12 protein-coding genes are annotated in these 15,256 nt (G+C 26.6%); 6 read left to right on the top strand and 6 right to left on the bottom strand.

The window, feature by feature from the left end:
* Positions 1 to 68 precede the first annotated feature (68 nt).
* The 6 genes from ygeW to xdh all read left to right on the top strand — a co-directional run bounded on the left by ygeW (position 69) and on the right by xdh (position 8,242).
* Positions 69 to 1,274 (top strand): knotted carbamoyltransferase YgeW, encoded by a 1,206-nt coding sequence (ygeW, locus tag NY022_RS00450; RefSeq protein WP_267523059.1) that lies wholly within the window; start codon positions 69 to 71, stop codon positions 1,272 to 1,274.
* Between the two features lie 73 nt (positions 1,275 to 1,347).
* Positions 1,348 to 2,283, top strand: coding sequence for a carbamate kinase (gene arcC / locus NY022_RS00445; protein WP_267523058.1), 936 nt, complete (start codon positions 1,348 to 1,350; stop codon positions 2,281 to 2,283).
* A gap of 9 nt (positions 2,284 to 2,292) precedes the next feature.
* Positions 2,293 to 2,652: a RidA family protein gene (locus NY022_RS00440; protein ID WP_267523057.1), complete on the top strand. Its 360-nt coding sequence runs from the start codon at positions 2,293 to 2,295 to the stop codon at positions 2,650 to 2,652.
* A gap of 9 nt (positions 2,653 to 2,661) precedes the next feature.
* Complete coding sequence (gene dpaL / locus NY022_RS00435) at positions 2,662 to 3,897, top strand: diaminopropionate ammonia-lyase (protein ID WP_267523056.1); 1,236 nt, start codon at positions 2,662 to 2,664, stop codon at positions 3,895 to 3,897.
* Between the two features lie 105 nt (positions 3,898 to 4,002).
* On the top strand, positions 4,003 to 5,376 hold the full coding sequence (gene hydA, locus NY022_RS00430) for a dihydropyrimidinase (RefSeq protein ID WP_267523055.1): 1,374 nt from the start codon (positions 4,003 to 4,005) through the stop codon (positions 5,374 to 5,376).
* 241 nt (positions 5,377 to 5,617) lie between these two features.
* A complete protein-coding gene (gene xdh, locus NY022_RS00425; RefSeq protein ID WP_267523054.1) occupies positions 5,618 to 8,242 on the top strand; it encodes a selenium-dependent xanthine dehydrogenase in 2,625 nt (874 codons plus the stop codon).
* A gap of 567 nt (positions 8,243 to 8,809) precedes the next feature.
* Here the strand turns inward: xdh and NY022_RS00420 are convergent.
* From NY022_RS00420 to NY022_RS00395, 6 genes are read right to left on the bottom strand one after another with little or no spacing between them, the layout of a single operon-like run.
* On the bottom strand, positions 8,810 to 10,096 hold the full coding sequence (locus NY022_RS00420; RefSeq protein ID WP_267523053.1) for an ATP-dependent DNA helicase: 1,287 nt from the start codon (positions 10,094 to 10,096) through the stop codon (positions 8,810 to 8,812).
* Positions 10,089 to 10,472, bottom strand: coding sequence for a hypothetical protein (locus tag NY022_RS00415; protein WP_267523052.1), 384 nt, complete (start codon positions 10,470 to 10,472; stop codon positions 10,089 to 10,091). Before NY022_RS00415 ends, NY022_RS00420 begins: the two co-directional genes overlap by 8 nt.
* Positions 10,472 to 11,641 (bottom strand): ABC transporter permease, encoded by a 1,170-nt coding sequence (locus NY022_RS00410; RefSeq protein WP_267523051.1) that lies wholly within the window; start codon positions 11,639 to 11,641, stop codon positions 10,472 to 10,474. The genes NY022_RS00415 and NY022_RS00410 overlap by 1 nt, the downstream gene beginning before the upstream one ends.
* Entirely contained in the window at positions 11,638 to 12,798 is a 1,161-nt protein-coding gene (locus NY022_RS00405; protein ID WP_267523050.1) for a hypothetical protein, read from the bottom strand. The genes NY022_RS00410 and NY022_RS00405 overlap by 4 nt, the downstream gene beginning before the upstream one ends.
* Positions 12,799 to 12,854: 56 nt before the next feature.
* Complete coding sequence (gene uvrC / locus NY022_RS00400) at positions 12,855 to 14,624, bottom strand: excinuclease ABC subunit UvrC (protein WP_267523049.1); 1,770 nt, start codon at positions 14,622 to 14,624, stop codon at positions 12,855 to 12,857.
* Positions 14,593 to 15,132, bottom strand: coding sequence for a hypothetical protein (locus tag NY022_RS00395; protein ID WP_267523048.1), 540 nt, complete (start codon positions 15,130 to 15,132; stop codon positions 14,593 to 14,595). Before NY022_RS00395 ends, uvrC begins: the two co-directional genes overlap by 32 nt.
* Positions 15,133 to 15,256 lie beyond the last annotated feature (124 nt).

The following is a 15,256-nucleotide window of genomic DNA, read 5'->3' as shown; positions in this document are numbered from 1 at the left end:
GCGATTTTAATAATCGCCTTTTTTATTTTTGAATTTTAATTATTTTATTTTAAAGAAAAGGAAAAAAAATGGCAAACATTAATTTTGACGCTATCTTAGCAGATCTTAAAAAACTTGAATTTTCAAATATGTATATGAATGACTTCCTATTAACTTGGGAAAAAAGTGTTGATGAATTAAAAGCTACATTTGCAGTTGCTGATGCTTTAAGAAATTTAAGAGAAAGAAATATCTCTACAAAAATTTTTGATAGTGGTTTAGGTATTTCACTATTTAGAGATAATTCAACAAGAACAAGATTTTCATTTGCAAGTGCTTGCAACCTTTTAGGTCTAGAAGTTCAAGATTTAGATGAAGGTAAATCACAAATCGCTCATGGTGAAACAGTTAAAGAAACAGCTAATATGATTTCTTTTATGGCTGATGTTATTGGTATTAGAGATGATATGTATATTGGTAAAGGTAATACATATATGAGAAATGTATCTTCTTATGTTAGAGAAGGTAAAAAAGATGGTAACTTAGAACAAATCCCAACATTAGTAAACTTACAATGTGATATTGACCACCCAACTCAAGCAATGGCTGATGCACTACATTTAGTTCATGAATTTGGTGGAATTGAAAATTTAAAAGGTAAAAAAATCGCTATGACTTGGGCATATTCTCCATCTTATGGTAAACCACTATCAGTTCCACAAGGAATTATTGGTCTTATGACAAGATTTGGTATGGACGTTGTACTAGCACATCCAAAAGGCTATGAAGTAATGCCGGAAGTTGAAGCAGTTGCTGCAGCTAATGCAAAAGCTAGTGGTGGTTCATTCAAAAAAGTTAATACAATGGCTGAAGCATTTGAAGATGCTGATATAGTTTATCCAAAAAGCTGGGCACCATTTGCTGCTATGGAAAAAAGAACTGATCTATATGGTAAAGGTGATTTTGATGGAATTAAAGCTCTTGAAAAAGAACTTCTTGCACAAAATGCTAATCATAAAGATTGGGAATGCACAGAAGAATTAATGGCTAAAACAAAAAATGGTAAAGCTCTTTATATGCACTGCTTACCAGCAGATATTACTGGTGAATCTTGCAAAGAAGGTGAAGTAGCTAAATCAGTATTTGATAGATACAGAGTTCCACTATATAAAGAAGCAGGATTTAAACCATATATTATTGCAGCTATGATGTTCTTAGCTAAAGTTAAAGATCCAGTAGCTACATTAAAAGCTTTAGAAGCTCAAGGTAAAGATAGATTATTTAACGCATTTTAATTTCTAATTTTATCCCAACCTAAATTTAAGGTTGGGATTTTATACAATACATCCTCACATAAGGAGAATACATATGAGTAAACAAAAAATAGTTGTTGCACTTGGTGGTAACGCACTTGGAAATAGTGCTAAAGAACAAAGAGAAGCTTGTCAAGCTACTGCAAAACCTATCGTTGATTTAATAGAACAAGGTCATCAAGTAGTAATCGTTCATGGTAATGGTCCTCAAGTTGGAATGATAAATGTTGCAATGGATGAAGCACAAAAGAAAAATCCTAAAGTTGGTGATATGCCTATTACTGAATGTGTTGCTATGTCTCAAGGTTATATAGGTTATCATTTACAAAGATTTATTAGAGATGAACTAGAATCAAGAAAGATAAATAAAAATGTTGTAACTGTAGTAACAGAAGTTTTAGTTGATAGTAATGACCCAGCATTTAAAAAACCTACTAAGCCTATTGGAGCATTTTGTACTAAAGAAGAAGCTGATAAATTAGCTAAAGAAGGTCATACTATGGTAGAAGATGCTGGTAGAGGATATAGAAGAGTTGTTGCCTCTCCTAAACCAATTGATATTGTTCAAAAAAATAGTATTATTAAATTAATTGATGCTGGTGATGTTGTAATCACAGCTGGTGGTGGTGGTATCCCAGTTTCTTTTAAAGATGGTAAAACTGTAGGTGAATTTGCAGTAATTGATAAAGACTTCGCATCAGCTAAATTAGCTGAAATAATTGATGCTGACTATCTTATTATATTAACAGCAGTTGAAAAAGTTGCTATTAATTTTGGAAAACCTAATGAAAAATGGCTATCAAAATTAAGTATAGAAGAAGCTAATCAATATATAAGTGAAGGACATTTTGCACCAGGTTCAATGTTACCTAAAGTTGAAGCAGCGATTAAATTTGCAAATTCAAAAGAAGGTCATAAAGCTTTAATTACATCTTTAGAAAAAGCAAAAGATGGTATTGAAGGCAAAACTGGAACAGTAATAGTAAAATAAGGAGTTAAAATGGCAAAATATCCAGCAGCGATAGGTCCTTACTCAGCTTATAGAGTAGTAGGGAATTTAGTATTTTGTTCAGGACAACTTCCTGTTGATCCTGAAACAGGAAATTTTCCTTGCGATTGTATTAAAGAACAAACAAAACAATCTTTAAAAAATGTTAGTGCTATATTAGAAGAAAATGGATTAACACTTGCTAATGTTGTAAAAACAACAGTATTTTTAGCAGATATTGCAGATTTTGGTGCTATGAATGAGGTGTATGGTGAATTTTTTAAACAACCTTATCCAGCTAGAAGTGCATTTGCGGTAAAAGATTTGCCAAAAGGTGCAAAAGTTGAAATTGAAGTAATTGCAAGTAAATAATGGGGTATAATGATGAAAGATATTGAGTTAATAAAAAATACAAAAGCTAGAACTTCTGAAGGTCAAAGATATGAATTAAAAGATTTTGATAAGGAAGTTATGGATGAAGTTAGAAATTTCCATAAAACTTTACCGGACTATGAACCAACTCCACTAGTTGACCTTAAAAATTTAGCTAAATATTTAGGTGTAAAAAAAATCTTAGTTAAAGATGAATCAAAAAGATTTGGTTTAAATGCATTTAAAGTTCTTGGTGGTTCTTATGCTATGGGAAAACATATTGCTGAAATTCTAGATGTTCCTATGAAAGATTTACCATTTGATGTAATGATTTCAGATGAAACTAAGAAAAAATTAGGCGATGTTACATTTGTAACTGCTACTGATGGTAACCATGGTCGTGGTGTTGCATGGACAGCAAATAGATTAAAACAAAAAGCAAGAGTTTATATGCCTAAAGGCTCAGCTCAAATGAGATTTGATAACATAAAAAAAGAAAATGCTTATGTTGAAATTACAGATTTGAATTATGATGACGCAGTTAGGAAAGGCAATGCAGAAGTTGAAGAAAATGTTGCTAAAGGTAAAAACTATGTAATGGTTCAAGATACTGCTTGGGAAGGATATGAAAAAATTCCTTTATGGATTATGCAAGGTTATGCAACTATTATGAGTGAAATGTTAGAACAAGTAAAAGATTTGAAACCTACACATGTTTTTGTTCAAGCTGGTGTTGGTTCATTTGCTGGTGCTATGCAAGGACTTTTGAGTAAAACTTTTGGTAAAGATAGACCTATTGTAGTTGTATGTGAACCACATCAAGCAAATTGTATTCATAGATCATTTAAACAAAACAATGGAAAACCATTTAATATTCCAAATACAGAAGATTTATCAACTTTAATGGCAGGTCTATCATGTGGAGAACCTTCAACAATTAGTTATAAAATTTTAAATGATTATACAGATTATTCAATTTCATGCAACGATAAAATTGCAGCTCACGGAATGAGAGTTTTAGGTGCTCCTCTAGGTGATGATACTAGAGTAATATCAGGTGAATCAGGTGCTGTTGGTTTAGGTTTAGTTTCTACTTTACTTGACCCTTCAAAAGGATTTACTAATATAGCTAAAGAAATAGGATTAGATGAAAATTCAGTAATTTTATGTGTTAGTACAGAGGGTGATACAGATGTAGAAAGCTACAGAAATATCACTTGGAATGGAACTTATACTAGCTTATGATTTTTTGGGTAGATTGTCTACCCAATTTTATTCTTATATTTTTTATTAATATCAAAATTTAAAAATCATTTTATGTTATAATTTTCAAAATTTTAGGAGTTAAGAATGAAAATTATTAAAAATGGAACTTTGGTTACTGGAAATGGTAAAATAAGAGCGGATTTATTAATTAATGGTGAAAAAATTGAAGCAATAGGACTAAATTTCAATGAAGAAAAATGTGAAGTAATAGATGCTAGTGGTATGCTAATATTCCCAGGAGCTGTTGATGCACACACACATTTTGAACTTGATGTAGGTCGTAATATAGTTTCGGTTGATGATTTTACACAAGGTAGTATTTCAGCTGCTTGTGGCGGTGTTACTACCATAATTGATCATATGGCATTTGGTCCTGTTGGATGTGATTTAACGCATCAACCAAAAATTTATCATAAAAAAGCTGACAATAAAACATTTATAGACTATTCATTTCATGGTACAATTCAACATGTAGATGATAAAATTTTATCACAAATGCAAGATTTAATTGATGAAGGTATTACCAGCTTTAAACTTTATACTACATATGGTTTTAAAATTTCAGAAGCAGACATTTTAAAAGTATTTAAAAGGGCTAAAGAATTAAATGCAGTAATAGCTATTCACTGTGAAGATGATGCTATGATTAATCATAAAAAATCAGAATTAAACGCTAGTAATAAATTTGCTGTAAAATATCATCCGATTAGTCGTCCGGATATTTGCGAAGAGGCTTCAGTTGAGAATATGATTAGCCTTGCTAAATTAGTTGATGGGGTAAAAATATATATAGTCCATCTATCTACAAAAGCTGGTCTAGATGATTTAATACAAGCTAGAAAACAAGGTTTAAAAAATATTTTTATAGAAACTTGTTCTCAATACCTATCATTAGATGATTCTTTATATGAAGGCGATGGTGCTTTAAAATATACAATGTCTCCACCTTTAAGAAAACAAAAAGATATAGACGCTTTATGGCAAGGTTTGAAAAATGGATACATAGATGTGATTGCTACCGATCACTGTCCTTTTAATTTAGCTGTTGAAAAACAAATAGGAAAAGATGATTATAGATTATGCCCAGGTGGAGCACCTGGAGTTGAGGAGCGTTTCAGGGTAGTTTATACTGAAGGTGTTTGTAAAGGTAAAATTTCTTTAGAAACTTTTGTGAAAACTATGTGTGAAAATCCTGCAAAAATTTATGGAGTTCCTAATAAAGGAAAACTTGAGCCAAATTATGATGCTGATATCATTATATATGATCCAAATGTTGATGATTATATTAGACATTCAGATTTACACGGAAATGTTGATTATTCAATTTATGAAGGTTTTAAAGTTAAAGGTAAAATAAAAAAGGTATTTTTAAGAGGAGAATTAATTGTAAGTGATAATAAATTCCTACACGAAATCCCAAATGGTAAATTTATAAAAAGAACTATAAACAGTTTTTAATATTCATGGATAATACCATGAATATTTTTGCTATATTTAGTTTTAAACTGAGTATAATTTTTTATTATTTTTGTTTTATTTTATTTTAAAAAATAATAAAAATAATTTATTTTTCTTTATTTTTACGCTTTTTTTGTTACAAATAGTAAAAAAATACAATTACTTTATATTAATTAAGTAAGTGTTTTTTATTATTTTATATAATCAAATTTCAAACCAATTTTAAAAAAAGGAGTTAAATATGGCTGATATCTACGCATTAGATATAAATGGTAAAATTTATGAAACCAGTAAAGATATGCCTCTCTTAAGATATTTAAGAGAAGAGCTAAATATAATATCAGCAAAAGACGGCTGTAGTGAGGGCGCATGTGGAACATGTACTATAATCGTTGATGGTAAAGCAACTAAATCTTGCTTACTAACGACTAAAAAGGCAGTAGGTAAAAAAATTCAAACAATAGAAGGATTTACTGAAAAAGAAAAAGAAGCATTAGTATATGCATTTGGTGTAAAAGGTGCAGTTCAATGTGGATTTTGTATTCCAGGAATGGTTGTATCTGCTAAAGCACTAATAGATAAAAATCCAAATCCAAGTGAAGAAGACATTAAACAAGCAATTAAAGGCAATATTTGTCGTTGTACAGGTTATAAAAAAATTATTGAGGCTATATATTTAGCCGCTGCTATTCTAAGAGGCGATGAAAAAATTGATGAAAGCTATGAAAGAGGCGATAATTTTGGTGTAGGTAGCAAGAAAGCATTTAGAATAGATGTAAGGGATAAGGTTTTAGGACAAGGAATCTATCCTGATGACTATAGGACTGATGGAATGGTTCATGCAAGTGCTATAAGAGCTGCTTATCCTAGAGCTAAAGTTTTAAAAATTGATGCGAGTGCTGCTTTAGCATTACCTGGTGTTATAGGTGTTTTGACAGCAAAAGATGTGCCTGTTAATAAAGTAGGACATATTCAACAAGATTGGGATGTAATGATAGCTGAAGGCGATATTACTAGGTTCGTAGGTGATGCTATTTGCTTAGTTGTAGCTGAGACTGAAGATATACTTAATGAAGCGAAAAAACTTGTAAAAGTTGATTATGAAGTATTAGAACCTATTAGAACTATTTTTGAAGCTAGAGAAGAGAATGCACCTAAAATTCACGAAAAAGGTAATCTTTGCCAGTCAAGACATGTAACAAGAGGTGATGCTAAGAAAGCTTTAGCAGAAGCTAAGTATGTTGTAACACATACTTTTGAAACTCCATTTACAGAACATGCATTTTTAGAGCCAGAATGTGCTATAGCTTTCCCTTATAAAGATGGTGTAAAAATTTTATCAACTGACCAAGGTGTATACGATACTAGACATGAAATTGCACATATGTTTGGTTGGGATCAAGAGAGAATAGTAGTTCAAAACCTATTAGTTGGTGGTGGTTTTGGTGGCAAAGAAGATGTTTCAGTTCAACATATAGCAGCTCTTGCAGCAGTTAAATTTAATAGAACTGTTAAAATTAAATTTTCACGCCAAGAATCATTAAATTTCCACCCAAAAAGACATGCTATGGTTGGAACATTTACACTAGGTTGTGATGAGAAAGGTAATTTTTTAGGACTTGATTGTGAAATTAATTTTGATACAGGCGCTTATGCTTCACTAGCTGGACCAGTTTTAGAAAGAGCTTGTACACACTCAGTTGGTCCATATACATATCAAAATACAGATATTAGAGGATTTTCATATTATACAAATAACCCGCCTTCAGGAGCATTTAGAGGATTTGGTGTTTGTCAAAGTGAATACGCACTTGAAATGTGCATAGATTTGTTAGCTGAAAAAGTAGGAATTTCACCTTGGGAAATAAGATACTTGAATGCTATTGAACCTGGCAAGGTTTTACCTAATGGACAAATTGCGGATTGTTCAACTGCACTTAAAGAGACTTTAGAAGCAGTAAAAGATGTATATGAAGCAAATAGAGGTAGAGCTGGAATCGCTTGTGCTATGAAAAATGCCGGGGTAGGGGTTGGATTACCTGATAAGGGTAGGGCTAAACTTCTAGTAAAAAATGGTATAGTAGAATTATATTGTGCTGCTAGTGATATAGGACAAGGAAGTTCAACTGTTTTTGTTCAAATGGTAAATGAATCTACAAAATTACCTATTAATAAAATTAAAAATATGGGTTCAAATTCTGAATTTGCTCCAGATTCGGGTACTACTTCAGGTTCTCGTCAAACTTTAGTTTCAGGTGAAGCAATCAGAATGGCGTCAGTTGCATTAAAAGAAGAGCTGGATAAAGTAGGTGGAGATTTGAGCAAATTAGAAGGTTTAGAAATTTATAAAGAATATTTTGAGCCTACTGATAAATTAGGAGCTGATGTTCCAAATCCTAAATCGCATATAGCTTATGGCTATGCAACACATGTTGTAATTTTAGATGATGAAGGTAAAGTTACTGATGTATATGCTGCGCATGACTCTGGTAAAGTTGTAAATCCTATATCAATTCAAGGACAAATTGAAGGTGGTGTATTAATGGGTCTTGGTTATGCATTCACTGAAGATTGGGTATTAAAAGATTGTGTACCTACTCAAAAATTTGTAAGTTTAGGATTATTTAAAGCTCCTGATATTCCAAATATTCATGCAATTTATGTAGAAAAAGATAAGTTATTAGGTGTAGCGTATGGCTCAAAAGGTATAGGCGAAATAGCTACAATACCAACAGCACCAGCTGCAGCACTTGCATATTATTATAAAGATGGTAAATTTAGAAATATATTACCTATGCAAGATACTTATTATTCTAAAAAATATAAATTAAAAGCTAAGAAAAATTATTGTGAATTAGATAAATAATTTAAGAGAGAGACTAAAAAGTCTCTCTTTGATATTTTATTATTAATAAAATGCGAATTAACAATTTTATAAATTTTTATAATATTGTAGTTGTAATACAAAGATGATTGTGCAAAAGTTGAATAATTTATTTTAATGTATGATTTTACATAGACAATAATAAAACTAACATAGCTAAACTTTACAATTTTATAATGTTAAATAATATATAAAAAATGATGGAAAATCCATTTATTATTTTTATAAAAATAAAAAAACTATAAAAAATATATATAATATTTTGTTTTCAATGTAAATTGTAAAAGTTAAAAGAAAATAATTTTTTAAAATAAATTATAAAAATTAATTTATTATATAAATAGTTTGTTTTTTTAATTATTATGAAAATATTATTAAGAATTATTCTGTAAAAAGTAATGTTAAAAAACATTAAACACATTAAAGCTAAATTATTTTGAAATTCAAATAATTAAAATAGAAATTATTGTTGGTAAAATTTATTAAAATTAATTTAAATTTAATGCAAAACTTACTTAATTTGAAAAATAAAATTATATTATAAAAATTTTATTCAATTACTTCTTTGTTACAATTATCATAAAAAGTATTTACTATATTATTTGTGCTTGCTTTTTGGTAAAACAAATTTGTAAATTGTCTTTCATTCCCATCAAATATAATTTTAAATTTATCAGGATTTGCACTTCTTGATAATGCTACATAAAGTTGTCCTTGTGCAAAAATTTTATCGCATTTACATACTAATTTTTCTATTCCCATACCTTGACTTTTGTGTATTGTAATAGCATATGATAATTTTAAAGGAAAGGCTGTAACAACCACATCTGGATTTTGCGTTACTTCTGATGGATTAACTCTGTAAATAGCTGCTATTTGTGGATTAGAAAAATAATAAAATTCCTTTGGTTTAATATTATAAATGAAAGAATTTGATTTAATTCTTAATTCTTGTTCTTCTAAATTGTAATCAATAATTTCACCTTGCATACCATTATAATAATTTTCAGCATTATGAGTAAAAATAACTTTTGCACTTTTTTTAAATATAAATTCATCTTCAATAGGCAAGGATTTTAACCAAATATTTAAATCATTTTCCTCTTCTTTGTTTAAGTCTTTATTAAATTTAATTTTTCTTTCATATATAATTTTTGGATAATCAATAGCTCTTAATTTTTCTATATTAATATTTTTAGCTTCAGCATTAGTACCACATATTATTGTATAATCATCATAGTTATTAATGCTATCATTTGTTATAAAATTTCTAAAATATTTAATACAATCATTTGTAATATTACCTAACCTTATATTTTTTAAATGTCTATAAAATTCATTATCATCTAATCTATGTTGCACCTTTAATTCTAAAACCTTAAAATTAAATTTTTCCCAAGCCGGTGTAGTAAAAGCATAACTACCATTAGCATTAACTGGTTCTAATTGATAAAAATCGCCCACTAATAATAATTTTATATGAGAATATCCTAACAATCTTAAAGCTATCATTTCAAATAATTCTGCACTAATCATAGAAATTTCATCAATTATGATTAGATTTATGCTAGATAAAACCTTATGTAAATTATACAAATCATCTTTACTTGTTCTTAGTTCATTAATATTTTTTGCTAATCTAAATTTAAAAAATCTATGAACAGTATCACCACCTATATTAATAGCAGCTAGTGCGGTACTAGCTAATACTACTGACTTAAATTGCTGACTTTCAATAATTTTTTCTATAGTGTATGATTTTCCAACTCCAGCACCACCGGTTAAAAAAACATTATTGTGTTTAAGAATATCTAAAATATATTTTGTATTATTCATATATTAATTTTACTTTATAATTTTTGTATGTTAATTTATTTAATCTATTAATTAAATCATCATAATTATTACCATCATAAGGGTAATATGCTATGCATTCACATGATTTAGAATTTAAAAAAGTATTTATTTCATTACTAATATTTTGAGTAAATTTTTTACTAGCTCCAGAAAATAAAATTACTATACCATCTTCAAATTCAAAAACACAATCAGTATTTCTTAAAATTCCAGCTATCATTTTTTTGTGTTCTTTATTAGGACTTTTTATAAAGGTTAGACAAAATTCAAAACTATCATTTTTCAAAAATCTACTTATATTTGAAATAAAAAAAGTTATTATTTTTTTCATATCATTTTTTGAAAATAGACACATTACTCATTCCTTAAAGTTTTTATAACATTAATATTGCTAGCTTTAATTGCTGGATAAATTGATGATAAAACTACAATAAAAATAGCGCCAAAAACAATTATAAAAAAATCTTGAATACTTAAATTAACTGGTAATTTTGATGAGCCATAAACATCTGCTGGTAATGATATAATATCAAATTTATCTAAAATCTCAATTCCTAAAAACCCTAAAATAACGCCAAAAATAATTCCAGCAAATCCTATAAAACAACCTAAAGCCATAAAAGATTTTCTTACTTCAATCTTGCTAGCTCCTAATGCTAAAAGTAGTGCTATTTCATTTCTCCTATTTAAAACTATCATAAATAATGATGTTATAATGTTTAAACTAGCTATTAAAACTATCATCATTAAAATAAAAAATAATGCTTTTTTCTCTAAGTCAATAGCACTTAAAATATTACCGTTTTGTTCCCACCAGCCTATAATAAAATAATTATCTGAATATTTATTTTTTAATTTTGTAATATCACTTTTAGGATTATCTGAATATATATGTATTCCTGTTATATTATCGCTTTTTAATACTTTTTTTAAATCGTTTATATCCACATAAATATAGCTAGCATCATAAGCATTTAAACCTGAATGAAAACTAGAATTAACATAAAAATTTTTAATAGTTGGTGATAAAGAAAATGCACTAGCACTTAAATTTGTAAAAATAATACTAATTTTATCATTTTCATAAACACCTAATCTATTTGCTAATTCTTGTCCTAAAATAGCTGAATATTTTTCTTTATTATTGTTGTAATATTTATTAAAAATACTATTGATTTTTTTTTCTTTTTCATAATCCACACCAAAAACAACAGCTCCATGTAGTTCATCTTTAAATTTAACAGCAGCTTGAGTTTGAATAAATGGACTTATTAAATAATCTTTATTTAATTCATCTATTAAATCGTCACTAATCAATAAATGTTTAGGATACAGTGTTAAAGGATAGTTCATAGTTAATAATCTATCTATGAAATTTTTATTCATACCATTCATAACCGCCATAGATATTAGTAAAACACATACTCCAAGACCAACGCCTACAAAGGCTAACAATTTTGTAACCATAATAAATGGCATAGATTTATCAAATCTTAAATATTTTAATAATAAGTATTTAATCATATATATTTTTTTATCACTTCCATAATTTCAGTTTCACTCGCATCTTTTACAATCAAATCAACAAAATCTAAATTTTTATTAGTATGTTTATTGCCTAAAAATAACATTATAAATGTATTTGGATTTTTCATCTTTACATGACTAATATTGCTTTTTAGTGTCTCATAATCATAAGATATACAATTATATCCTATTGCTATAATTTTATAATTATTTTTTAATTCCTCTTTAAATGAACTTATACTATCTACTTTTTTATTTAATTTTGCATGTTTTTCTGCAACATTTAATAAATATTCACTAGCTACATTAGAATCTAAAAAAATTAACATATCATTAGATAAATCATTTTCTTTCATATCTATCTTATGTTCTTTTAAAATTTCTAATAGTATATTTTTTAGTTTTATTTTATTAATAGGTCTTCTTATGATATTAGACTTATTATAGTTATCACTTAAAATAATCGTATTTTCTTTATTATAATCGTATTTTTCATCAACAACAACACAAGCATAATCTCTAAAATCACTGATTTTAGAGAAAAATACAACTTTCATACCATACTGTTTTAGTATATTTTCTAATAAAAAATTTTCTAATATATTATCATTAACTACTGCCACTTTTACATTAGCAAAATTAAAATTTAAATCATTTATAAAATTATTATAGTGAGTTTCATATTGTATTGTAGTTTTTGTAAGAGAATATATATTTTTTATGGTTTCATCATTATATTTTTCAATTAATTCTCTTGTATAATCTAAATTTTCCGTATTAGTATATGATAATACCTGATTAATATTTTTTAAATTTCTAGCTTGTTCATTTAGGCGTTCATGTAAAAATTCATTATTGTTTTGTGAATTATTATTTTTTTGTTTTAGCTTATAAATTTCATCGGTTACTAATTTTAAAATTTCATTTAAATCATTTTTACTATTTGTAATACCTATGCTTTTTAAAATTTCTTTTAGTATATATATTTTCTTATCAGTAGTGCGTTTTCTATTAACAGCAGCTATAAAAATTAATAAATTTAAAATAAAAATAAATACTAATAAAATTATGAAAATAGTATTATTGAATAAATTAAAAATAATTCCAACAAGTAAAGCAATACAAAATAAAACACTCAAAAAACTCGGAATCAAAATTCTATCCTTAGTTAAAATATATACATTATTATGTCTATTATAATAAATGAATATTAAATATTTTGCTTTATTTTATTTGCTATATTTTTATTGGTAATTTTTAACAATTCTTCATAACTTGCTTCATAAATTTTTTCATAATTTCCATAATAATTTAAAAGTTTTAGAATGTTAGCCTTTGATATGCCTAATTTTTCTAATTTTGAAGATTTTATATCTTCTTTTCTTTTATGTTTTTTATGATTACTTATAGCAAAACGGTGAGCTTCATCTCTTAGCTTTTGTATTAATTGTAATATTTCATCATTTGGTTTTAGTCTATATTCCTCATCGTTATAATGTAAAATATCTTTAGCAGAACCTTTAGCTCTATGTGATAAATGATTTAGTTTTTCCTTTGATATAGCAATTACATCTAAATTTATTTCATTTTGAGCTAAAAGCTCGTTTGCTAAATTAAGTAAAGTTTTACCACCATCAATTATCCACAAATCAGGGCATGATAATTCATCAAAGGACTTTATTCTCCTTATAAGCATTTCTTCCATTTGATTATAATCGTTATTTGAATTTAAATTATAAATTCTATAATTATTTTTTTCAAATTCATTAGTATTTAAATTATAACTTACCATGGCACCAACTACAGCTTGACCTTGAAAATGTGAGTTATCAAAAATTTCAATTTTATACGGACTGTGATTAAGATTAAAAAATAGTTTTAATTTTTCTATAATATTATTATCAGTATTTTCTAGGGTAATTTTTGCATTATTTTTAGCTAATTCTATCAATTTTAATATATCTTTATTTTTAGTTATTTTTATATTAACTTTATGTTTTGCTTTATTACTCAAATATTCACTAGCTATTTTTGCATCATTATAAATATTTTCAATATAAATATTACTTGGAATTATACCTTCTTTATAATTTGCAAATAATAATTGTGTAAAAAAATCTCCTACTTTATTTTCAATTTTTTCATTGATTACACTAATAACTTTACCATGGTTAATTATTAGCCTAGTACTAGCAATATATTTATCACTACTAACAATAGCAAAAACATCAAAATCTATATCACAAGCTAAATCAACTTCTATATTTTTATTTAAATTATTAATAGTTTTTACCATATCTCTAATTTTTGCTGCTTCTTCGTAGTTTTCATTTTCTGCAAATTTAAGCATTTTATCATTTAAAATACTCAACATTTGCTTAGGATTCTTTAACGCACTTAAAGCACCTTTTAAAATATTACTATATTCATTTTTTACATTAAATTCACAAGGAGCAATACATCTATTAATATCATAAAAAATACATCTTTTTTTACAACTTTTCATTTGTCTTAATGGATAACATAAATATAAAGCATCTAATAATTCTTTAACACCACTTGTATATGGTCCATAGTATTTTATTAAATTATCATTTTTTACTTTTCTAGTAATTTCTAATCTTGGGTATTCATCTGATAAATTTATACAAATATAAGGATATGTCTTATCATCTCTTAATAAAATATTATATTTTGGGTGTAATTGTTTTATGAGTGAATTTTCTAAAATTAAAGCATCTAATTCTGAATTAGTTTTAGTATATTCTAAATGAGTTGTTTGTTCTATTAAATTTATAATTCTTGCTGAATTTCTAGGATTAGCTCCAAACACAGGACTAAAAACAAAATAACTTTTTACACGTTTTTTAAGATTTTTAGCTTTACCAACATAAAGTAATATATTATCCTTATAATATCTATAAACACCAGGTGAATCTGGCAAGTCTTTAATTTGTTTTAATAGACTTAAGTTTTGCATTAGTTTTTTTTATACTTTCCCTTAATTGTTCTACTAAATGATATGTATATTTATTTGCAACATTTTTAAAGTCACAATTTTGAATATCCTTAATTATAATACTAGGAGAATTATTGTATTCATAATCTTTGTAAATTTTAAGAATATTATTACAATTAATTATTATTTCATCATCTTTTATTAAATTTATATAAAAATCATTTGGATTGTATTTTTTATAGTTCTTAATGTAATTTTTTATTGTATTTTTTGTATAGTCACTCTTAAATTCCATTGTTAAAGCTGGATGATATGTTCTAATTCTAAAATAATATGAATAATTATCATTAAAAATATCTCTTTTTTTAAATATATCGCAAATAACTCCATCTTGTGTTAATTTGTGTTTAAGGTCTAGTGGCATACTATTAATAAAAAACTTTATTTGTTTATTTAATTTTAAAAATAAAAGGCTTTTATAATGAGAAGAAAGAATTTCAATAATATCTTTACTTTTTTTAAATTCCATTATTTGTTTTTACTCTTTTCCCTAGTTTTTACTGCTTGCGGTTTTAAAACTGACCCAGTGTACTATGATAACAACGATAAGCAAATGAAAGAACTACCTTTTATTAATTTTAAATAAAATAAAA

Source organism: Campylobacter sp. MG1, assembly GCF_026616895.1.
Taxonomy (GTDB): domain Bacteria; phylum Campylobacterota; class Campylobacteria; order Campylobacterales; family Campylobacteraceae; genus Campylobacter_E.
The sequence above is the reverse complement of the archived record's forward strand: the minus strand, read 5'-3'. Positions and strand labels throughout refer to the sequence as shown.